General features: G+C 36.0%; 18 protein-coding genes. All 18 read right to left on the minus strand.

The window, feature by feature from the left end; all coding sequences use genetic code 11:
- Entirely contained in the window at positions 1–1125 is a 1125-nt protein-coding gene (wecB, locus tag Gferi_RS11330; RefSeq protein ID WP_069976532.1) for a non-hydrolyzing UDP-N-acetylglucosamine 2-epimerase, read from the minus strand.
- A 3-nt stretch (positions 1126–1128) separates the two neighbouring features.
- Positions 1129–2238: a capsular polysaccharide biosynthesis protein CapF gene (locus Gferi_RS11335; protein ID WP_069976533.1), complete on the minus strand. Its 1110-nt coding sequence runs from the start codon at positions 2236–2238 to the stop codon at positions 1129–1131.
- On the minus strand, positions 2238–3257 hold the full coding sequence (locus tag Gferi_RS11340) for a polysaccharide biosynthesis protein (protein WP_069976535.1): 1020 nt from the start codon (positions 3255–3257) through the stop codon (positions 2238–2240). The genes Gferi_RS11335 and Gferi_RS11340 overlap by 1 nt, the downstream gene beginning before the upstream one ends.
- A gap of 4 nt (positions 3258–3261) precedes the next feature.
- Positions 3262–4485, minus strand: coding sequence for a glycosyltransferase family 4 protein (locus Gferi_RS11345; protein ID WP_069976537.1), 1224 nt, complete (start codon positions 4483–4485; stop codon positions 3262–3264).
- A 43-nt stretch (positions 4486–4528) separates the two neighbouring features.
- Positions 4529–5566, minus strand: a complete 1038-nt coding sequence (locus tag Gferi_RS11350) for a GNAT family N-acetyltransferase (RefSeq protein WP_069976539.1) — start codon at positions 5564–5566, stop codon at positions 4529–4531.
- Positions 5567–5598: 32 nt separating this feature from the next.
- Positions 5599–6549, minus strand: a complete 951-nt coding sequence (locus Gferi_RS11355) for a PLP-dependent aminotransferase family protein (RefSeq protein WP_069976542.1) — start codon at positions 6547–6549, stop codon at positions 5599–5601.
- A complete protein-coding gene (locus Gferi_RS11360) occupies positions 6539–7033 on the minus strand; it encodes a GNAT family N-acetyltransferase (protein ID WP_069976544.1) in 495 nt (164 codons plus the stop codon). The genes Gferi_RS11355 and Gferi_RS11360 overlap by 11 nt, the downstream gene beginning before the upstream one ends.
- A gap of 83 nt (positions 7034–7116) precedes the next feature.
- A complete protein-coding gene (locus Gferi_RS11365; protein WP_069976546.1) occupies positions 7117–7767 on the minus strand; it encodes a PIG-L deacetylase family protein in 651 nt (216 codons plus the stop codon).
- A 37-nt stretch (positions 7768–7804) separates the two neighbouring features.
- On the minus strand, positions 7805–8707 hold the full coding sequence (locus Gferi_RS11370) for a methionyl-tRNA formyltransferase (protein ID WP_069976548.1): 903 nt from the start codon (positions 8705–8707) through the stop codon (positions 7805–7807).
- Between the two features lie 30 nt (positions 8708–8737).
- Positions 8738–9334, minus strand: a complete 597-nt coding sequence (locus Gferi_RS11375) for a sugar transferase (RefSeq protein WP_069976550.1) — start codon at positions 9332–9334, stop codon at positions 8738–8740.
- A 15-nt stretch (positions 9335–9349) separates the two neighbouring features.
- On the minus strand, positions 9350–10489 hold the full coding sequence (locus Gferi_RS11380; RefSeq protein WP_069976552.1) for a DegT/DnrJ/EryC1/StrS family aminotransferase: 1140 nt from the start codon (positions 10487–10489) through the stop codon (positions 9350–9352).
- Positions 10490–10933: 444 nt separating this feature from the next.
- Complete coding sequence (locus Gferi_RS29470) at positions 10934–11062, minus strand: prepilin-type N-terminal cleavage/methylation domain-containing protein (RefSeq protein ID WP_083273504.1); 129 nt, start codon at positions 11060–11062, stop codon at positions 10934–10936.
- 880 nt (positions 11063–11942) lie between these two features.
- Entirely contained in the window at positions 11943–14876 is a 2934-nt protein-coding gene (locus tag Gferi_RS11385; RefSeq protein WP_069976554.1) for an O-antigen ligase family protein, read from the minus strand.
- An 80-nt stretch (positions 14877–14956) separates the two neighbouring features.
- On the minus strand, positions 14957–16189 hold the full coding sequence (locus Gferi_RS11390) for a GumC family protein (RefSeq protein WP_169832983.1): 1233 nt from the start codon (positions 16187–16189) through the stop codon (positions 14957–14959).
- A 221-nt stretch (positions 16190–16410) separates the two neighbouring features.
- Positions 16411–19521, minus strand: a complete 3111-nt coding sequence (locus Gferi_RS11395) for an efflux RND transporter permease subunit (protein WP_069976558.1) — start codon at positions 19519–19521, stop codon at positions 16411–16413.
- Positions 19521–20690, minus strand: coding sequence for an efflux RND transporter periplasmic adaptor subunit (locus Gferi_RS11400; RefSeq protein WP_069976560.1), 1170 nt, complete (start codon positions 20688–20690; stop codon positions 19521–19523). Before Gferi_RS11400 ends, Gferi_RS11395 begins: the two co-directional genes overlap by 1 nt.
- A gap of 54 nt (positions 20691–20744) precedes the next feature.
- Positions 20745–22103 carry a TolC family protein gene (locus Gferi_RS11405; RefSeq protein WP_069976561.1) on the minus strand — a complete coding sequence of 453 codons (1359 nt, stop codon included), beginning with the start codon at positions 22101–22103 and terminating at the stop codon, positions 20745–20747.
- Entirely contained in the window at positions 22104–22598 is a 495-nt protein-coding gene (locus Gferi_RS11410) for a MarR family winged helix-turn-helix transcriptional regulator (protein WP_169832984.1), read from the minus strand.
- Between the last annotated feature and the right edge of the window lie 5 nt (positions 22599–22603).

The raw sequence follows: 22603 nt of genomic DNA on the forward strand, positions 1-22603 counted from the left end.
CTATTTCCCCCAAACCACTCTATTAACATAATCCGTATAAGATAACATAATCCTCAATACTTTGTCAGAAACATTAGGCATGCTATAATCTGCCACCAATCTCAACTTATCTTTCTCTTGAGTCTCTAATACTTCAAGTCCCTGTAGAATTCTTTCTTTCTTTAGCCCCACCATCATAACTGATGCTTCTTCCATAGCCTCTGGCCTTTCGTGAGCCTGCCTAATATTAAGTGCTCTAAAACCAAGAATAGATGACTCTTCACTGATTGTTCCGCTATCACTTAAAACAGCCTTAGCATACTTCTGAAGTTTCACATAGTCATTAAAGCCAAGTGGCTTTATTGTCTTAACTAGAGGATTAAACTCGATGCCCTTTGCTTCAATCATTTTTCTTGTCCTTGGATGTGTGCTTACAACCAATGGCATCTGATATTTTTCAGCAATTGTATTTAAAGTATCTACTAGATCCATAAAGTTTTCTTCTGAATTAATGTTTTCTTCTCTATGAGCAGAAACAACAAAATATTTACCTTCTTCAATCTCTAACCTTTCAAGTACATCAGATTTTTCAATGTCATCTTTTCTTGAATTTAGAACCTCAAACATAGGACTACCTGTTTTAATGACTCTATCTGCAGGAAGTCCTTCTCTTAAAAGGTACTCTCTCGCAATATCACTATAAGTAAGATTAATATCTGCTACATGATCAACGATTTTTCTGTTTGTCTCTTCTGGCACTCTTTGATCAAAACACCTATTTCCGGCTTCCATATGGAAAATAGGAATATGCTTTCTCTTAGCTGCTATTGCACATAAACAGCTATTAGTGTCTCCTAGAACTAAAAATGCATCTGGTTTTACTTCACTCAAGATTGGATCTATCTTCACTAGAATATTTCCTATTGTTTCTACTGCTGTACCAGTTGCTGCATTCAGAAAATAATCTGGCTTTTTTAGATTAAAGTCATTAAAGAACACTTCATTTAATTCATAATCATAGTTCTGCCCTGTATGAACAAGCACATGTTCAATTGCTTCTGATTCATCTAATTTATTTATAACAGCTGACAGTCTGATTATTTCTGGTCTAGTACCTACAACTGTCATGACTTTTAATTTCTTCATCAGTTATACCTCCAAGAAGTAAGTGTCTGGTTTTTCAGGGTCAAAAACCTCATTAGCCCACATTATCGTAACCATATCTATTTCACCAAGGTTCTCGATATTATGTATATAGCCCGTTGGTATATCTACTACTTCCATTTTGTCACCACTTACGAAATACTCTATTACTTCATCTGAATCTATCTTTCTAAAACGAATAACCCCTTTTCCACTTACCACTAAGAATTTTTCATTCTTTGTGTGGTGCCAGTGATTACCTTTTGTAATTCCAGATTTTGATATATTTACGGATACTTGTCCTCTATCAGGAGTCTTGATAAACTCTGTAAAAGAACCTCTTTGGTCTACATTCATTTTTAATTCATAGCTAAATTTATTTTCAGGTAAATAACTTAAGTATGTGCTATAGAGTTTCTTTGTAAATTCATCAGACATATCAGGTACTGATCTATCTTCTCTGCTTTTCTTAAATGAATAAATTAAGTCTACTATCTTACCTAGAGTAATTTTGTGTACAACAGGTACTTCACAAAACTCTCCTACTTTATTTTCTTTACCTTTTAAAGCATTAATAAGCTCATTTACTACATCATCTATATAAACAAGGTTCATCACTACACTTGAATCGTTCACATGAATAGGTAAGTCATGAGCAATATTATGACAGAAGGTAGCTACAGCACTATTGTAGTTCTGCCTACACCATTTACCAAAGACGTTAGGGAATCTATAAATTAGAACTTTAGCCCCGGTCACTTTACCATAATCAAACAGAAGGTCTTCAACCGCTTTTTTGCTCTCTCCATAAGGATTATTTAACTCAGCTTGAATAGACGATGAAATCATCACCGGGCAAGTGTTACTATATTTTTTTAACGTGTTTAGCAAATCCGAGGTAAATCCAAAGTTACCTTCCATAAACTCTGCTTGCTCTTTGGGACGGTTTACCCCTGCAAGATGAAATACAAAATCGGCCTCTTTGCAGTAATCGTCTAGTAATTTAAAATCTATTTCTTTATCGAACTCAAAAATTTCATTATACTTTTTATTTCTTAGCTCTGCTATTAAGTTTTTTCCTATAAAACCCTTTGCCCCTGTGACTAAAATTTTCATTATCTATCCCAACTTTCCAATTGTTCTCTTACATAATCAAGTTGAAGTAGTTTTTCTTTAATTTGCTCGATGTTAAGCCTTTCTGTATTATGAGAGTTGTACTCATCTTCAGATGAGAGCTTTTGATCTCCTTCTACAAAGTACTTGTCATAATTAAGGTCTCTTTTATCTGCTGGTACACGATAAAAACCACCTATATCTTTAGCTACAACATGCTCTTCTTTTGTGAGTAGAGTTTCATATAACTTTTCTCCATGACGAGTACCGATTACTTTGATTTCATTATCTGCATTAAAGAGCTCTTTAACTGCTTGTGCTAAGTCCCCGATAGTTGATGCTGGAGACTTTTGAACCATAATATCTCCCGCTTCAGCATTTTGGAAAGCAAATACAACTAGCTCTACTGCTTCTTCAAGGCTCATCAAGAACCTTGTCATGTTGGGATCCGTAACGGTTAGTGGCTGTCCATTCTTTATTTGATCTATAAATAGTGGAATTACTGATCCTCTTGAAGCCATCACATTACCATATCTCGTACCGCAGATAAGTGTCCTTTTGGAATCAACAGTCTTTGCTTTCGCTACAAATACCTTTTCCATCATCGCTTTGGAAATTCCCATAGCATTTATCGGATAAGCTGCCTTATCAGTAGAAAGACATATTACCTTCTTAACTCCCATTTCTATTGCACCTGTAAGGACATTATCAGTACCTAATATATTCGTCTTTACTGCCTCTAATGGAAAAAATTCACAGGAGGGTACTTGCTTAAGAGCAGCTGCATGGAAGATATAATCTACTCCATGCATTGCGTTCTTAACACTAGAAAGATCTCTAACATCACCTAAATAAAACTTCAATTTATCATTCTTATAAAGCTTTCTCATGTCATCTTGCTTCTTTTCATCACGAGAAAAAATTCGAATCTCTTTTATATCTGTATTTAAGAATCTTTTCATTACTGCATTCCCGAAAGATCCTGTCCCACCTGTAATTAACAAGGTCTTATCTTTAAACATTTAACTACCTCTTTTCTTCTATGTTGAAGTGACTCATTATTATTTTATAAGCTTTTTCAGTTCGATAATTTTGTTCTAAATATTGTCTTCCATTCATCCCTATTTTGATTAGAGAATCTTTTTCCCTTATTATCATGGCAATTATCTCTTTATAAATCTTGGTCCCTTTACTCTCACACCACCAACCAAATTTACCGTCTGTTATCACTTGACCAACATCAGTATTTGTATCTGTCGCAGCCAGCACTGGAATTTCGTGATTCATATAATCTAATAATCTTGATGGGAAATTTGGTATTGTAAATCTATAATCAAGAAATATTAACCCTACATCACAGGCATCTAATAAATCATCATATTCCACTTTGTTTAAACTGTTTAATACAGTAATATAATCATCTGAAGCTTGCTTCTTATAGTCTTTTATTTTATAAAAATCCGTACCTGCACCCACCATCACAAAATGAATCATATTATTTAATTCATTATCTTTTAGTACTTCGATAATATAATCAACATTCTGTGGTTTTCCGAAATTTCCACCATAAACAAAAATGATTTTATCTTTAGGCAAATTAAAACGTGCTCTTGATTGATTTTTATCTACATGTTTCTTTACTAACGGATTGATCGTATTGGGGCATATTTCAACATTATCCTTATTTAGATAAGGATTGTGCTTAAGAATGAATTCTATATTTGCTTTTGACATACAGCCTATGTGATCACTCATTAAATACAGCTGTTTTTCTTTTTTTCTAAAGTATTTATATATTAATGATTTCCATCCAGTATTTTTTAAGAGTCCAATATCAATGGCATTTTGTGGGAAAATATCCTTCAACATTAAATATGATGTTGCTCTATCTCGCTTCTTAATAAAAGATACCGTATTAGCTATCGTTATTGGTGGAGTTGAATAAAGTACTAGGTCAAACTTGATATCTCCAAAGTATTTATTAATTGCATTTTTAAATTGCCAACCAATCAATATTGTCGAAATGCCCTTCTCAACTAGGTTTGTCTTGGTGATATTACCTGTCTTAACTCTCAGTACCTTGATTCCATGTTCAACATTCATTTCTGTATCCAATCCTAAACGCCTTTCTCTTTGACAGACCACATGCACCGAATGACCTTCATCTCTAAATCGCCTCAGTAAATCAGGATAAACTGCGTTCTCACTTAAATCATTTAGTCCCCCTATAGAGAGAAGTACAATATTCATAATTAAACCACCTTTTATCTTATTAAGCTACTACCATAATTACCTATACTCGATATTGTGGAAAATAATTGGTTTTTTTATCAAAATTCTGATTGCTATTTCGAATCTTGGTTAACTCACTATACTTCTCTTTATCAAAAATCCTCTTACCTATATAAAATTTGTGAATTCCGTTTGGCGAAAAACTTTTTTTGTATCTGAATATTCCATCATCTTCACCATATCCACCACCAAGAATAAATCTCTTCAAGCCTTTATTCTTTGCCCATTTAATAATCTCAAACTTTAAAAAATCATTAGGTCTTAAATTGAAATAATCACTTTTTGTTCCTCCTAAAAACGAATAGCAATTATCGCTACCAAATAAAACTAATTCAGTGGAAATAACTGTTTCCTCATGAATAACATGTATATACACAAAATTGTTTATCATTTCATTTATAGTCTTAAAGAATGACTCAGGAAAGAAAAAATTTGATTTTGCATCATTTCTATCCATTGTTCCGTAATAGATATCCAAGAATTCCTCTATTCTTTCGCCAGATTCATCAATCTCAATTTTTAGATCCGCTTTGTTTGCTTTTTTTAGATTTTTACGAACTTTATGCTCAAAATCTATAAGCATTTCATTAATATCTAAATCAAGCGATCGAACGACATTATTCGTATGACTTTCAACGGTTCCATTAAAGATGTCTTTATAATCACTAAATAAGTGAAATCTAACAAACTCAGAAACAAAACCATTATTTTTGCAGTATTGCTCATATTCCTCATCTAATGTTTTAAAATCTTCACCTTCTATCCAAAAGCCACCATAACCATAAGGCGTAGATAAATCAAACCATTTTTCTGGCTGTATTTTATCTTTAAAATGTTCACTTTCCGAGATATCTCTCTTCATAACGACATTTATGGCTTTTGTTGAATCATTCTCATAGTAAATTAATAATGGATCGCCTTCTCCATTTTCCCCAAATGCCCTTGAATATTGGCTCAAATAGTTCACATCATAATTTTCAAAACTTTTTACAATAGCATCCCATCTATCTGGTTCCCCAATTGTGATTGTAGAAATCATATTACTTCAATTTCCCCTTTCATATTGCACGATTACACTGTTTCTAAACAAAACTTTGCGAGTAGGTCTACCATGTTCTCGTACTCATTTGAATTTACATCCTGATGAACCGGTAAATTTAAAATCTGTTTAGATAATTTCAAAGCATCACTATGCTCTGTATTTCTAAGTGGTTCGATTAATGTATGGTACAGACTTACAACGCCATATCCAGATTGGTTCATCAATTCATATATTTTATCTCTATTGCCAACTTGTATTTTTATCGGATATGTCTGTGGGATTATTCCATCGTCCAACTTACCTTTTAATGGTTCAAAAATAGAACAATATTTTTCCAATCTTACTAGTTTATCAATTTTTTCATAGTTGCTCTTTCTTTTTAATGCAATCTTCGAAATATCATATGACCAAGGATTATCAACTATTTGATTAATATTTTTTCCTTCAAACGAATATTTCTTCAAACTATCATTAAGCACTTTAATGCTTCCTCCTTTATTAAAAGGAAACATCTTATGTAAAGAAAAAAAAGTGGCATCTGCACACGAATGATTCAAATACAAACTAGTGAAAAAACCATGAGCATTATCTTCAATAATCCATCCATTTTTCTCTTTAATTCTTGAGCATATTTCTTCAATATTAGGATCAACAAAACCAAAATAGTTCACAATCAATATTGCAAATTTATCATTATCTAGGCTATCTATTTTCTCGTAAAGATTATTTAGATCAATATTCAAGTTATTGTCCATTCGATAATATACAATAGATACATTTTCAATTTTATTGATTGGATCAAATATTCCACTACCCTCTCTAGGAGACCACCCAACATAACCAGGTACAAAGACTGTTTTTATCAAACCATCATTTGTCATATTTAAAAGTAAATCATACATTCCTTCACGCGCACTATCATAATAATAATCACAAAGTTTGTAATTCTCTTTTTCGCTTGCTGTTTTATTAATTATCATCTTTGTCACCCAAATTCTTTTCAAATTGCACCCTAGTTACACTAAATCCATGCTTGTTATAAAATTCAATAGTTCTTTCATTCTTGCTAGTAGTTAAAAGTTCAATGACTTTAATGTTTTTCTCTAATGCATATTTTTCTATAAAATCAATCATTCTCGTACCTATTCCATAACCTCTAAACGCAGCATCTACGACAATATGACTAATATGAAGTCTTTCCTCTCCCAAAAATAATCTTCTATAGGCCCATAAAAAACCAATAACTTTTCCCCCTGAGTAAGCTGCAATAATAAGTGCAGAACCATCATTTATAAACTTTTTCATATCATGGAAGTTAGAAATTGCAAAATTCGAAAGGTCATGATGATTAGGGAAATTGATTAAGTAATTATCATTTAATAACTCAATTATTTCTTTAGAATTCTCATTTAAATCAATTTCACTTAAATATCTAATATCAATATCTTCCTTATTTCTCTCCATTTTGCTTAACCTCACTTTTTTCTCTATAAAAATTCTAAAAAATTAACAGATAGGTATTCATTAGTGATTCTTATCATAAAACCTTAAACTATGTTTCTAATCAGCATAAAACTCTCCGCACTCCTAACACAAACTGTGGAACCTCTTAACTTTGAAAGTGCTTCTATAGCTTCGACCGATCTAGGCTGTGGAAATTCTTGAAGCTGACTTTTATAACATTCCATAGCTTTCTTTTTGAGTTTGATTGTATTAGATATATCAATCCATACATTCGGAATAAATACATTATCAACTGATGGTATATTCCATTCCGTTTCTGATAATGTTTCATATGCATAAATCGCCTTGAGTTGAGGATTATTTATAGGTCTTAGCGCTACCATTGCACTGTTAGCCACTTCTACATGATCTATGTGCATATCCCCTTTATGAGGTATAAAAGCTATATTAGGTTTTATTTCCTCAACAACTTTTAATATCTTAGAATTGATTTGAATAATTGGAGTTTCTCTCAGTCTCACAACTGGAAAATCTAAGAAAATAGTCTCCTTAACACCTAAGATTTTATGAGCATTTTCTGCTTCGGTTCTGATAACATTAAGTAAGTCTTTATCACCTGCACTGGTAACTATACAAACATATACTTCATGACCTTCATTAGAATATTTTGCTATTGTACCACCAACACCTAGCACCTCATCATCTGGATGCGGTGCAATAATTAGAATTTTCATGATTCACCTCGGTATTTAACTCACTTGCAAGAGTCTTTTATTTAAACTTATATCCTTCTCTTATTTTGATGCTATTTGTGCACTCAAAATCATATATTCTAAGCAGTCCATCTATACATACTACATCCAAGTATTCTTCTGTCTTCTTTGCAATTTGACCTGGTAGCCCTATATACTTCTTGTTTTCCATAAAATCTGCTCTCCAAAATACCACTTTATCCTTTCCATCATAGTAGGAAAAAGCACCTGGGTACGGCTTTGACACCGCTCTAATCAATCTATGAATTTGCTCGACAGGTTCCTGCCAATTTATCAAACCGTCTTCTGGTAAACGCTTCAATAGATATGTTGCTTCCTCTTCATTTTGTTTAATGGATTTTAAATTATTATTCATTATTTCTGGAAGTATTCTTCTAGCTAACCTTCCAAACGCTTCTGTTACTTTTCTTTCTGCATCTATAGCATAGTCAGTATTTTCAAGGAAATAATCTTCTTGCCCTATAATATCTCCTGAATCTATACCTTCATCAATAAAAAACATTGAACATTTTGATTCTTTTATTCCAAGTAACATCTGCCACACCATAGCTGCTCTTCCTCTGAATTTTGGAAGGGGTGTGGGATGAGATCCAATTACGCCTTTTTTTGCAGATTCAATGATTTCTTTCCCAATAAGTTGGGATAGGCCAATCACAAAAATATAATCCGGATTTATTTCTTTAATTAATACTGTATGTTCCTTGTCGTTTATTCTTTTAAACTTTCTATAGGGTATGTTGTGTTTTTCCGCTAATTGATGAATAGGATAATAACCAGACACATTTAAAGAGTATTGTTCATCTAATGAAAATACCATTTCAACAGGAAAATTTAATCTAACCATTTCTTGAAGTAGAGTCTTACTACTAGACCCAACCGACCCAATAAGTATTGATTTCATGTAAAAACCTCATTTCATAACAAACTATTATTAACTAGTACTTTTTTCTTTCTTAAATTTACCTTCGCCCATAATAACAATAGCAACTGTCTTTAATAATATTTTGAAATCCAAAATGATACTAAAGTTTAGAATATACTCAACGTCATATTCAATTCTTTGCTCCCATGGCAAAGTGATGTTTCCATTAACCTGTGCTAATCCAGTCATTCCTGGTCTCATATTCAGTCTTTGAAGTTGAAATTTTGTATAATTGTCAACTTGTTGCTGGATAGTAGGTCTAGGACCAACTAGACTCATATCCCCTTTAAATACATTTATCAATTGTGGTAGTTCATCTATCTTTGTCCGTCTAAGAAATTTTCCAACGGGAGTAATTCTCTCTTTGTCTTTTGTGAAATCTAGGTTTTTTTCAGCCTCTCTATCCACCTTCATAGTCCTAAATTTTAAAATATTGAACTTTATGCCATTCTTACCAACTCTTTTTTGCTTAAAAAACAATGGACCTGGCATAGTCAATTTGATTAAAATTGCAGAAATAATTAGTAGTGGAGAAATTAGAATTAATCCTATGCCACTCCCAAAAAAGTCAATCAACCTTTTTATAAATAAGTTTAAATCTCTCATCAAAATACATCCCATCTATCTCCATAATGATTTAATAATCCCACATATTCTCTCAAGATCTCCATCTGTCATCTTTGTATCAGATGGCAAGCATACACCATTCTCAAACAGCTTCTCACTCACATCTGAACCGACATAATCATACTCAGCGAAGAACGGCTGCATATGCATCGGTTTCCAGACAGGTCTTGATTCGATATTCTCAGTTTCAAGTGCCTCCATTACTTCTAGAGGTCTAACCTTACCTTTCAAAGTCATTACACTAAGCCAGTAATTAGGCTCATTCCACTCATTAATAGGCATGAAGTCCACACCTTCTAATGAACCTAACTCTTTCTTATAATATTCAAAGATATATTTCTTCTTTGCCACTCTTTGATCTAACACTTTAAGCTGTCCTCTACCAATTCCAGCAACAACATTGCTCATACGGTAATTGAACCCTAATTCGCTATGCTGGTAGTGCCTTGCTGCATCTCTAGACTGAGTAGACCAGAATCTAACTTTCTTGATTTTCTCTTCATCATCAGAAACTAACATCCCACCACCAGAAGTAGTGATGATTTTGTTTCCATTAAACGAGAACACGCCAAACTCACCAAAGGTTCCAGTATGTCTTCCTTTATAATAAGCTCCTAAAGACTCAGCTGCATCTTCAATCGCTGGCACATTGTGCTTCTCACAAATAGTCATGATCTTATCCATATCAGCTGAAAGGCCATATAAATGCACAACTAAAACAGCCTTCACCTTATCACCATACTTTTCGAAGGCTGCCTCTAATGCTTTGGGATCCATATTCCAAGTTTCATAATCACTGTCAATAAAGACCGGAGTAGCGTTCTGATAGATGATCGGATTGGCTGTAGCAGAAAAAGTTAGAGTCGGACAGAATACAACATCACCTTCACCAACACCAACAGATTTAAGTGCTAAGTGGATTGCTCCAGTTCCAGAAGTTAAAGCTGCAGCGTGTTTTGAACCAACTCTTTCAGCAAGCTCTTTCTCAAACTCATTAACATTTTGTCCTAGTGGTGCTACCCAGTTCGTGTCGAATGCGTCTTGTACATATTGCATTTCATAACCTTCATCACTCATGTGAGGTGAAGCGAGCCATATCTTTTTGTTAGTAGTACCTGCTTTATTCTCAGCCATTTCCTGTCATCCTCCCTTTTCTAAAGTCTATGTGTTGTATAGAGGTGCTTTTTTGTATTTAGCACCTTCTTGTTTTCAAATTTATGTATTGATTTATGTGCTAAATCGTCCATACTTCACTCTCATGATTGGATGCATAGAGGTGTAATGCTTCTGTAACATTCGCCCTTATACTCCAATCTCTAAAACCCTTTATATTACTACCTTACAGCCTATTTATCCTTTCACCACACTCACGTCGATACTCCCATCCAATCACAACCAAGGAATCTCATCCTCGTGTAAGCTACATCTGACTTTTCCTTCTTCAAACGAAATGATCCCACCAGATGGATATGCTCTATCAAAATTCTCAATAAGAAATTGATTAAAAGTACTCTCCTCTTGGTAGTTCTCCTGTAAAAAAGCAGCGTACAACCTTTCTACAGTATTTCGATTTACCTCTCAAACGCTATCCTCTGATAAACTTTTATACCGAGTCCATCTGGGTCTGGCTATCGCTGCGATGATTCCAAGTATCGCGATGGCTATTTCAAGTTCAGTCAATGTAAAGCCACTATTTCTTTTATCCATAGAAAATCACCAGACAAATAAAGATATTAGATGATAGTTTTCATCATTTACTGTATTAATAACAACTTGTCTTCCCTGAACATCCATTTTTGTATTTTTAGGTTTTACAGTTGTCTTCTTTTCATAGCAATGGGCTATTTAAAATACTTTATGTCAACTTTAAAATGCGTCACTATCTATCAGTATCGGATATTTTTCTTATAAAATGTACTAGGTTCCTTACCTTTTTAACAGCGATTTGTTTTTCATCTGAATCTTTAAGAATCTTTCTTGCTCTACGTGCTTCTTCCCCAAGAAATATCTTTGTATCCTTTGTTTTAATTCGATTATCATGCACTCTGTGAGTGATGGTTCTAGGAAATCAGCCGGGAGAAACGATACTAACAATGGCATCGTATACTCCCATGTTTATCTCTTATCCACTATTTGAATAGTTGCGATGTACTACAGCATTCACTAAGCTCTCGCGGATAACTTCTTCTGGTGGTATTGCATACTTATCCGCACTTTGAACTCCTCTAATCTCACGTTTTCATGAAATGTGGCTTTATTCTTTTACAATACTGAAGTCGACCTACCGTTCAGCTATTATTTCCATAAAACTGTAAAAACTATCATGTTTACAGAAGCCAAACACTTCCATTATTACTCTCAAAAGCATTCTCTTTACTATGAATTTTGCGTTGAATCTTCTTATTGATATAGAAGATATCACGATACTTAAAGCATATATCTTCTCCATACTATTGAAGAAACCGTCTGTATGATCAACGCATTCTATAGTCAAATATGAATGATTTACACAGAGATAAAATAAGCGCCGAAAACTAGCAACTATTACAAAATGCTATATTGTCGGCAAAGGATTAGATATTTAGCCTTATGGCTTTGATTCTAAGAGAATAAGTCTATTGATATCAATAGATTTTTCTGAGTTTCCTAGGTGATCAATTCGGATATATTGATCACCTGACTGGATCTCTTCTGAAGTTTCAAATTCATAGGCAAATGCATTTTTTGCAGCCATACCCATATCTAGTTTTTGAGCAAACTGCGTTGTCTTTCCATTACGGCTTATCACCTTTATAACCGCAAAATCTTCATCTATGGTGCTGTTTAGCTTCAACTCCATCTTATATTTCGTCGAAGGTTTTAGTTCAAAATTTGTGGAATAGATGAATCCAGTCCCTGCTCCTGTGTTACTGATTTTAATACCATCATCAGCAACCTCAGTGATAATATTTGCATCTTTATAATTATATACCTTCCAGTTATCCGTTAAGCCATTCTCATCGGTATCTAAGGCAAAATAGAAGATTTTATTAATATCCTGGATTTCTCTATCTTTTTCATCTACATGATACCTTGCTACATTAAGTTGATCTATTGTTTTATCTGTCAAGATCAGTTTTTTGTTTTGAGTCTTATTATTTGCAATTCTAATCTCATTCACTACTTCAAGTATGCTACTATATGTTTCTAAAGCCTGTTTTTTATTGTTATTTTCTAGATAATACCTTGCTACAGCATTATATATTTCCGTTTTTATTTCATAGGAGTTTGCTACTGCAGGAGCTACTTCAATCACTTTATCGGCGTATGGGAGAGCTTCATCAAATTGGCCTACATTTAAATAATGTAATGCCGCTTGACTTAAAATCAAATCATTATAGGGTGCATATTGGATAGCTTTTTTGAGATGTTCCTCCGCTTCTAGGAGTAACTGCTGGTTCTGATTTTGCTGACTAATATTTCGCAATATCTGTGCCATATCGATTCGATAAGTTGCATCAAAGGGATCTGCTTTGACAGCTCTGTCAAAGGCTACTACACCCTCTTGAGAATGCCCACTTTTAAAATATGCTGCCGCCTCTCTGGCACTAGCATTTCCTATATAAAGAAATCCTGTAAAGAATATGATAGGTATTACTACTGCGACGAGTAACAATGGATGAATCTTTCTTGCAAATCCCTCCCTCTTTATTTGATGGGGTAAATCTATTTGAGGTAACATGCCTAAAAATACCCATAATAGAATCAAAATCGATAAATATGAAAAATTAAAATCAAGTACACTATGTGCCAGTAAAGATAGGATTGCTATAGTCATAGAAATATTCCTAGTATCCTTCTCTTTTACAGCTTTAAAGCCAGTTACAACGATACATCCAATCATTAGGAATAGTAGGATAATCCCTAATGACCCTACCTCTACCATGGTTTGAATGAAATAATTATGTGCCTCTGTACTATCATAGATTTCAGATTGATATTGCCTATACAATCCCTTCCAAGCGCCACCCCCCGCACCTAAAACCATATGGTCCTTAAACATGCTAAAACCATCTTTGTAAAAGGTAAGTCTTGCAGATGAACTGTTATCTTGCATGTTGATATTGTTTAATCTGGTGATAAAGGATTCCGGAATGTATTTATAATGAAGATTTATGTTTTTAATACTTTCATCAGCTATATTGATTAATTCTACAGCATTGAAAGTTACTTTTGTATCAGAATAAGTATTGGTTAGATAAATCTGAAGTTTTTTTGTTTCTGCTAAGGTTTGAAATGGAATTTCAATTTCGCTAGCTTGTTCTATTTCTCCGAGTTGTTCTGCGATCATCTGAGCTTCACCCGTTGCCCCAATACTCATGACTCTCACGCGCCATGGCCATTGTCTTTCATTCTCTGTAGCAGCTTCTAGGTTGAGCTTTAATAGATATTCTTCATCAGGCTGTACGGTATGTACAACCCGTTGTATTTGATTAGTCCTATTTTCTGTCAATCCATAGTTATCAAAAGTCAAGGGTTCTGTGGCATTGAATGCCAATAATAATAAGCCAACAACGCCCAGCATTAAACTCGTCAAGGAAATATAGATATATTTGTACTGTGTCTCTTTTATTCGGGTGAACATCTTATCTATTAGGATGTATGGACCAGTAAAAATGCCAATGGCTAGAAATGTGTAGAGTAGTCCCTGGGATTTATTGCCATCTGCTTCTAAAAGATTCTTTGTGATGGGCTGTAGTAGGAGTATGATTGGAATCAGTGCAACAATGAAATATAAAATAGTTTGAACTTTCTTTTCTTTGGCAAGGGCAAGCATATATAGCAGAACAAATATAGGCAGTAATAACCAAGCTCCCCTTGAATAGGTGAATACAAATACAAAGAGCATGATAAATCCGGATACTGCATATACTATTTTCTGCCATAGTTTATCTGTACTGTATAGTTTCCCTAATGTGATAAACAGTAGGGTCATCATAAAAGCAGCTAGGGTATTGGGATACTGAAAGGTAGAAGCCATACGATTGCTAAGTACTACATCTTGTAGTTGCACATAACCCGCTGCGCCTAATATACCAATACCCGCGGTTGTTACTCCACTGGCAATCAATACATTTAGAACCCAATCCTTACATTTTTCATCCCGGACATAATCTTTGACCATAAGATAAATGATAAAGCAGTTTACATATCTTAGGGTTATCCCTATGGCATCCCTTAAATTGGCCCATTTGCCAAATACTATAGGTAACAAATAGACGATAATAAAGAAGAGTCCAATATAATCTACTCCATTATCAAAGGATATTTTTTCCCGTTTTAAAGTTTTATTGGCTAAATATAGAATAGACAGTGTAAATGAAACTATATGCGTGATAAGAATCTCTCTTGTAAAAAAGAGTCCCTTAAAAAAAGGTAAGCTAAATATCAAAATTGAGAGCAATAGAACAATTAATTCTATTTTACTTTTTTCTTTTATTCCTGTTTTATTTTTTCTCTCATTAGCAGATTTAGAAATCATTATAGTACACCCCTCATCCTTCGGCTTTGGAACGACGGGGGCGTCGTTCCTTACAGCATCTAGTCCTAATTCCAGTTTATTTACAGGTTTTCACCTTGATAGCGCTTCGCTTCATTCCCTGATGTTTTCCAGTATTCTATGAAAAAGGCGGCAAATACACCTATCATTACTCCCAACACTGTCGCAATTGCTAGATTCATTGCCTTTCTAGGTCCAACAGGTTTAGTTGCAGGATACGCCTTTGATATAACAGTAATGGTAGATTCTCCAATCTGGGAGGATTCTGCTACCCTGAGTTCCTCATATTTTTTAACAAAAGCATCATAGGTGTTTTGTGCAATTTCCACCTTTTTCTCTATGATTCTTGCTTCATGCTTTTTTTCCTGCAGTTCTACCTGCAGTTCCTCAATTTGCTTCTGCAGTATGTTTACTTGTTCCTTTATGTTCGCAATATCTGATGTTACTGCAGCCAGCTCTATCTTCAGCAGTGTGGCAGAATCCTCTATCATCAACTGCAGCTTGTCTATGGAAAGATTGTCCTCACCGTCAGATTGATTTTTCAGTATAATTCTATTAGAACCTTTGGCCTCTGTCTCAGCAACCTGGATGGATGCTTTCAGAGACTGTTGCTTGATCTGCAGATCCGTTAAATTCGTCTTGTAGGTGGTTATTTGTGTCAGTTTCGCCGCTAACTCCTGCTCCAGCTCCGAAACTCCTCTAGGCTGTGATAAAAATTCTTTTAACTCATTGGAAGCTTCTTCAAGCTTTATTAGTTCAGTTTCCAATTGCGTATTTATATGACTTGAAGAACTACTGGCATGTTCTTTTGCCTTATCCGATACAAATGCTACAAACTTCTCTCCCACTTTGCTGACGATTTTTGCCGCCATTTCCGGATCTGAATGCTGCATTTTTACTGTAATTAAGTTTGTATCCTTGATGGTTTCAAGGGTGATAGCCTTTGCAAGGCTGGCTATATCATATTCTTCTTCTAGCTTCAACTCTGCTATGGTTTCCCGCATAACCCTTGGTGCAGTAATCTGTTGTCGATAAGTTTCCAATGTCATAGTAGGGTATCTGGACAGAGAGTTGAGTATACTGTCGACCCCTTCCCCTTGAATTTGTGTTGATTGCAGTTTATCACTAAACTGTGATGCCATGAGCACCATTCTACTTTCATATACTGGATCCAGTATAAAAAAACTGACAATACCTGCAACCAATATAGATGCTACTGTAATCAATATGATAAGCTTTTTTTGTTTTATCAGAATCTCTATAAGTTCCCTTAGTGATATTTCTTCTGCATTCATATTTTTGATCCTGCCTTCCTTTGTTATCCTTATTGAATTTTGTTTTATACACCCTTTTAACCAAAAAATTTCTTCTTCCATATCTATTGTAAAGAATAATCTCTATAAAATCAAGGAATACTAATTTTTTGGGAAAACATACATGAAAAAAGAGACATTGCCATATCATAAAATATCATTTGCTGCATCTAGTATTCTACCGATTTTATAAAAAATCCCAGCTATGCTTGGCCGGGATTCTCTACCTCTTTATTCTTCTTTTTCTTCAATTTCCCTTTAATTCTACTGATAATTAAGCTGTTAGCCTTTGTGCTGTTGTCAAAGGTCATAAAGGCAGCAGGAATTACCAGCATGGTAAGTACAGATGAAACCAATAGTCCAAATATAATCGAATAGGCCAATGGTGCCCAAAGGCTGCCTCCTGACAGACCCATTGGTACCAATCCGATTACCGTTGTTATCATACCAATCATAATGGGCCGCAGTCTCGTCAAGCTTGCTTCCTTTACTGCTGTCTTCACTTCCATTCCACTACAGGACAAGGTGTTGATATAATCCAGCAGTACAATCCCATTGTTTACCACGATCCCCATGAGGCTTACGCCTCCCATGAGTGCCATGAACCCAATGGGATATCCTGTGATCTTTAGACCCCAGATCACACCGATAAAGGATAATGGAATGGTACCCATGATAATCAGCGGTTTTCGAAGGTCGAAAAATTGAAATACCAATACCAGGTAAATCAATGCTGCCGCCAGGTAGAAAGGACCAATCAAGGATTTAAACGCTTCGGTACGGTCTTCATTCTCCCCGCCAAAAACCATTGTATACCCCATAGGCAATTCATAGCCTTCCATTTTATCTTCAACAATCTTTAAAAGCTCAGAAGCGGTGTGCCCATCCTTTGGATAAAGGCCGACAGTAATCGTTCTCTCCCGGTCCCTGCGCAGAATTTTATTGATGGCAAATTCATTTCGTATTTCCGCGATTTGCATGAGGGGTACGTTTTTCTTTGTTACCTGGGAAGTCACATATATATTTTCTAATATTTCTTTATTGGACTTGTCTTCTGTGGGTATTTTCATCACAACAGCCACATCTTCATCAGAATCATCGGGCTTAATCTTTGTAATCTCCAGGCCATTTACAACCATCCGGACCATTTTCCCAATATCATAATTGGTTATACCGGACATATTGGCTTTTTCTTGATTAACCTCAACAATCATTTTTTGCACTTCCAGCCCATAGTCGTCCTGAACATTGTAACCTTCCTGGATTTCATAGAGCTGTTCTTTTATATCTTTAGATATTTTCCGCAGTACATCTACGTCTTCCCCGCTTACCCGGATCTGTACAGGCATGCCCACGGGAACTGCATTTTCCAGCTGCTTTGCTTCGATCCTTGCCCCTGCAATTTCGCCATCCAGCTTGTGCTGGATATTTTTGATCTCTTCTTTCTTTCCGTTGACAATAAACTGCGCCTTATTGGTAGCAATCTGATTGGGGAAAAAGGAAGTATAAAACTTGGGTATACCATCCCCAACCTTTAATAGATAGTTTTCTACAGAAGGTTCTTCTTGAAGAATCTTTTCGATTTGTCCTGTAACTTCCCTGGTTTTTTCAAGGGAGTTTCCATCCATCGTTGAAACATCAATCACATATTGATCCCTTTCCACAAATGGGAAAAGCTGTAATCCCAGTGTAGGAATCAATAGGCCGCTACCCAATAAAGCCCCTATCGCCAGCGCAATAACTGTTCTAGGTCTTTTTATAGCAAAATCTAACAGCCATTCATACTGACTGGTAAAAAACTGTTTAATTCCCTTTTTCTTTTTTGGGTTTTCTGCTTTTTTATCTTCAACTTTTAAGAAAGTATACCCCATCACAGGAACTGCTGTTAGGGAACAGATGTAAGAGCTCATCAGCGCTACGGTTACCAGCAGCGGCAAGGTTTTTATGAATTTTCCTGCAACACCCTGCATCATTAGAAGGGGTAAAAAGGAGGCAATGGTCGTTAGGGTAGAAGTGAGAATGGGGATATTGACTTCCCGGATTCCTTCCACAATGGCCTCTTCTTTTGCCCTTCCCTTTGAAAGATACAGGTACATATTGTCATTGGCCACAATTGCATTGGCCACAAGCAAACCCAAGCATACAATCAATGAAGAAATGGACACCTGGTGCAGAATCACCCCAGTCATCTTCATGAAAACAAAAGTGAACATTACGGTAATGGGAATAGAAGTAGAAACCACCAGCGCACTTCTCCACCCCATTGTCAGGAGAACTACAACTACTACGAGGAATATGGCAGACATCAGGTTCTTCTCAAAATTTTTAATTGATTCGTCTACATATTGTGCCTGATCCGTTATAATATTGATGGTGACCCCTTCCGGCATGGCTTTCCTAAAATCATCTATTTGCGCATTCAGTCGTTTTCCAACCCGTACCACATTTTGCCCGTCTGCATACTTAACCGCCAGTAGAAGGGCCTTCTCTCCCTTATAACTGATATAGGTATCCCTTTTTTTCTCTACCTTTTGCACATTGGCAATATCTTTTAAGTAAATCACATTGCCGCGGGAGGACATTCCCACAATCGTATTCTTTATTTCTTCAACCTCTTTGTACTCTCCCGTAGTGGTAACAGGCAGCTTAGATCCTGCCAGCTCCAGATTTCCTCCCGGTATATTTACATTTCTTGCAGCCAGCAGCTTTGCAACCGTATCTATAGACAGTTGAAACTGTCTCATTTTTAATATATCTAAGTCAACCTGCACTTCATCATTTTCATACCCCTCTAATTTTACTTCCGATACTCCCTTTTCCTTCTCTATTTTATTTTTAATTTCATCTGCAATGCTCTTTAGTTCTTTATAGTCAACGTCTTTACCGCTTAGCGTCATGAGCATCCCATAGGTCTCTACCAGATCTGTATCTATTTTGGGGCTCCATGCCTGATCCGGAAAATCGGCTTCTGCATCGCTTACTTTGTCTTTTAAACTGTTCCACGCTTTTTCAATTTCCGCATCACTTAGATCATGCAACCTTACCACAATTACGCCGACGCTGTCCAACGCATAGCTTTGCATCCGCTTTACTTCTGAAATTTCTGCAATCCTTTTTTCTAACGGCTTAATAATAAACTTCTCCACATCTTCAGGAGTGGCACCGGGATAAATTACTTGAATAGTTGCGCCCGGTGAGGCAACATCGGGATTTTCTTGTCGTTCCATCTCATTATAGATATACAATCCTCCCAGGAAAATGAAGATGGAAATGATTGCAACAATGCTCCTATGTTTGATACACCATCTTGTCATTATTCCACAACCTCCGCTTTCACACGGTCATTTTCCTTCAGTATATATTGTCCCTCTACTACAACCATTTCCCCTGGGTGAATTCCCTCTGTGATCTCAATCCGTTTCCCTATTACTTTGCCGATTTCTACTTTTCTTTCTTCTACCCGGTTTCCTTCCTCATGGTAGATATAGACAACCGCCTTATCATGATGCTTGATCACTGTATCCACAGGTATCAGCATGGTCTCTGACTGCCCTAATACAATATTGGCGCGGGCAATCATTCCCGGCTTGATCGTTCTGTCCTTATTATTTATTTCAATTTTAACCCCAAAGGTCCTTGTCTCTGCATCAGCGGTCGCATCAATATTGCTTATCTTTCCTTTTATTGCTTTCTCTAAACCATATATCTGCAGATCTACTTCCTGTCCTTTTTTCAGCTTTCCCACATATTTGTCCGTAACGCCTATTTCTACCTCCAATATATCCAGCTGCCCCAACACGATGGCAGGATACCCTGCTGCAATCGATTCTCCTGTCTCCACCAATTTTTTTACCACCGTACCATAGGAGGGACTCATCAGCACAGTATCTTCAAGTTTTGATTGAGCAAGGTCCAAGGCAACCTCAGCCTGACGCAGCTGTGCATCGGATATCGCACTGGCATCCTGAGCTTCCTGATACTTATTTTCAGCTACAACCATACTGACTTCCAGCTCTTCCAATGTTTTTTTCGGTACAGCACCTTTTTCATATAACCGGTTTACCCGTTCGTATTGTGTTTGAATAAAGTCCAAATTTGCTTTTGCCTGGTTTATGGCTGAAGTAATGCTGCTGTCAGATTTCAGCGCCAACGCATCATACTGGGCCTGTGCCGCTGTCACATTCAACATATAATCACTGTCTTGCAGGCTCATGATCCGCTGCCCCGCTTGGAGTACATCTCCTTCTTCAATATAGATATTTTCGATAACTCCCGGTACTTTAAATGCTAGCCGGATGGTTTTACCCGGCTTTACATTGCCGCTTACTTCCAGGGTATCCTTGTATATTTCTTTATCTACGCACATAACTTTTACAGGTTTTATTATGCTTTCCTCAGCCTGCACCGCTGTATTCCCGCAGCCTGTTAAGTTCATGACAAGTATCAATAGCATTCCATATGCCATCCACTGCTTCCGTCGCATTTTACTGTCCCCCTGCTTTTATAATTTTCTTTGTTTCATAAATTTGCCCGGCATTTAGTATATGTAATCGCCAATATCATTTAAATACTTCATTTTTATTAGATTATATCCATAGATGATCTCGATTTGTTTCTGTTCGATCTGTGCCAGATTTTCCTCTGCTGCCAACACTTCTACAATCGTTCCTGCCGTAGATTCAATGTCTAATTTTTTCAACAAACTGGTTTCGATATTAAATCCTTCCTGATACTTTAGTTCAGCAATTTCCACATTTTCCTTGGCATCATCAACCATTTTTCTTGAAAGCTCCAGCATCCCGCCCGTACTTTTCATCAGCTCATGAGACTGCCGTATACTGCTTTCTACTTCTAAAAGAACCTGTTTCAGATTTAGTCCGGCTTTATTCCTCAACAATGCAGCTTCTTTATATTCTGATGCAAAGGCAGAATAATGATTATTAATAAACCGGACATTTAAGTCATGAATTTCTTTATCTGCCATGGCCTTTTTTATCTCTAGCCTGTTGCTTATCCCATGATTTAACCCAATATGAAGGTCATAGTCTTCTACTTCTTCCTGCAGCACATCGGTTAAGACAATTTTTTGATCCAAAGGGATGTTCATATGCTTTTTCAGTTCAATCAGATCTGTATTTAACTGGCTTTGTGCCTTTTCGTATTCCAGCTGTGTTCCTATATAATAAACTTTAGCCAATAACATATCATCCTTGGATTTCATCCCTAACTCATAACTGTCCTTTGTAAAATTGTACTGCTTCTCTGCCCGTTCCATGGCCTTTTTCTTTACTTCAATCATTTTCTGATTCTTTAACACATCATAATAGCTTTTTTGAATCTGCAAAGCGATTTGATTTTTATAAGTATCATAGGAATCCTGGCTGACTTCACTCACTTTTTTTGTAATATCCATCAGCAGTCTCCTGGCGGAGGGTACATCGATAATATAGGAGCTGGTCATTCCCAGCTGCCTGCCTATCGTAGAGATGACCTCCTGCACAGCTGCATCCAATTGCCCTTTGGCACTATTTAATGTGCCGGCTGCCTTCTCCAGTTCTTTCATTTTCTCGTTGATCTGATCAGGTGTCAGTAGATCTGCATCGATTGCATACTGCAATTGGCTGTAGCCATCACTCAACCGGGCAGAACCTCCAAGGATCTGCTTATCTGCAAGATTTAGTTTTTGACTGATTTCATCGGCTATATCTTCCTGAACTTCATTCAGATCAATTTGATTTTTTACTAATTTTAAAATGATGCTATTTTCCACACCTGCTTTTACTGCTTCTTCAATGGAAAAACTTAATGCATCCTCCTGTGCCCATGCCAGGGCAGACATGTTTAAAATAATAGCTGTGACAAGAATTGCACTTATTCTTCTACATCTGAGCTTCACTTAAAAGCCTCCTTTTTGTTCTGCATTTTTAATAAGATTCATTCTCATTTTTTCCAGTATTTCCACCATTTTATTGATTTCTTCTACATCTACCCCATGCAGCATCTCCTTTGACCAATTTTTATAGGCTTCCATTACTTCTTCTATATATGCTTTCCCCCTTTCTGTGATGGCAGCTAACACCTTTCTTCTGTCTTCCTTATCCCTGATCCGGCGTACATAACCCTGCTTTTCCAACCTATCGATTAAACCGGTTATATTCCCTTTTGTTACCAGCATCCGCTCTCCTATTTCCGATAAAATCATGCCGCTTTCATCCCCTTTATACAGGATCACCAGCACATTAAATTTCGTATTGGATATTCCAAATTTGGAGAAAAACCGGTTGTGGATTTCTTCTAGCAGTTCTGTCGTTTTTTTCAATTCTACAATACTTTTGTTCTCAATTTCATGAACCCACAAATAGCTTTCTGATATTTTCTTAAGTTTTTCCAATCCAT

The organism is Geosporobacter ferrireducens (genome assembly GCF_001750685.1).
Taxonomy (GTDB): Bacteria; Bacillota; Clostridia; order Peptostreptococcales; family Thermotaleaceae; genus Geosporobacter; species Geosporobacter ferrireducens.

Coding starts and splice junctions, on each gene's coding strand:
- wecB (WP_069976532.1), bottom strand. CDS start 1,125: ATGAAGAAATTAAAAGTCATGACAGTTGTAGGTACTAGACCAGAAATA.
- Gferi_RS11335 (WP_069976533.1), bottom strand. CDS start 2,238: ATGAAAATTTTAGTCACAGGGGCAAAGGGTTTTATAGGAAAAAACTTA.
- Gferi_RS11340 (WP_069976535.1), bottom strand. CDS start 3,257: ATGTTTAAAGATAAGACCTTGTTAATTACAGGTGGGACAGGATCTTTC.
- Gferi_RS11345 (WP_069976537.1), bottom strand. CDS start 4,485: ATGAATATTGTACTTCTCTCTATAGGGGGACTAAATGATTTAAGTGAG.
- Gferi_RS11350 (WP_069976539.1), bottom strand. CDS start 5,566: ATGATTTCTACAATCACAATTGGGGAACCAGATAGATGGGATGCTATT.
- Gferi_RS11355 (WP_069976542.1), bottom strand. CDS start 6,549: ATGATAATTAATAAAACAGCAAGCGAAAAAGAGAATTACAAACTTTGT.
- Gferi_RS11360 (WP_069976544.1), bottom strand. CDS start 7,033: ATGGAGAGAAATAAGGAAGATATTGATATTAGATATTTAAGTGAAATT.
- Gferi_RS11365 (WP_069976546.1), bottom strand. CDS start 7,767: ATGAAAATTCTAATTATTGCACCGCATCCAGATGATGAGGTGCTAGGT.
- Gferi_RS11370 (WP_069976548.1), bottom strand. CDS start 8,707: ATGAAATCAATACTTATTGGGTCGGTTGGGTCTAGTAGTAAGACTCTA.
- Gferi_RS11375 (WP_069976550.1), bottom strand. CDS start 9,334: ATGAGAGATTTAAACTTATTTATAAAAAGGTTGATTGACTTTTTTGGG.
- Gferi_RS11380 (WP_069976552.1), bottom strand. CDS start 10,489: ATGGCTGAGAATAAAGCAGGTACTACTAACAAAAAGATATGGCTCGCT.
- Gferi_RS29470 (WP_083273504.1), bottom strand. CDS start 11,062: ATGGATAAAAGAAATAGTGGCTTTACATTGACTGAACTTGAAATAGCC.
- Gferi_RS11385 (WP_069976554.1), bottom strand. CDS start 14,876: ATGATTTCTAAATCTGCTAATGAGAGAAAAAATAAAACAGGAATAAAA.
- Gferi_RS11390 (WP_169832983.1), bottom strand. CDS start 16,189: ATGAATGCAGAAGAAATATCACTAAGGGAACTTATAGAGATTCTGATA.
- Gferi_RS11395 (WP_069976558.1), bottom strand. CDS start 19,521: ATGACAAGATGGTGTATCAAACATAGGAGCATTGTTGCAATCATTTCC.
- Gferi_RS11400 (WP_069976560.1), bottom strand. CDS start 20,690: ATGCGACGGAAGCAGTGGATGGCATATGGAATGCTATTGATACTTGTC.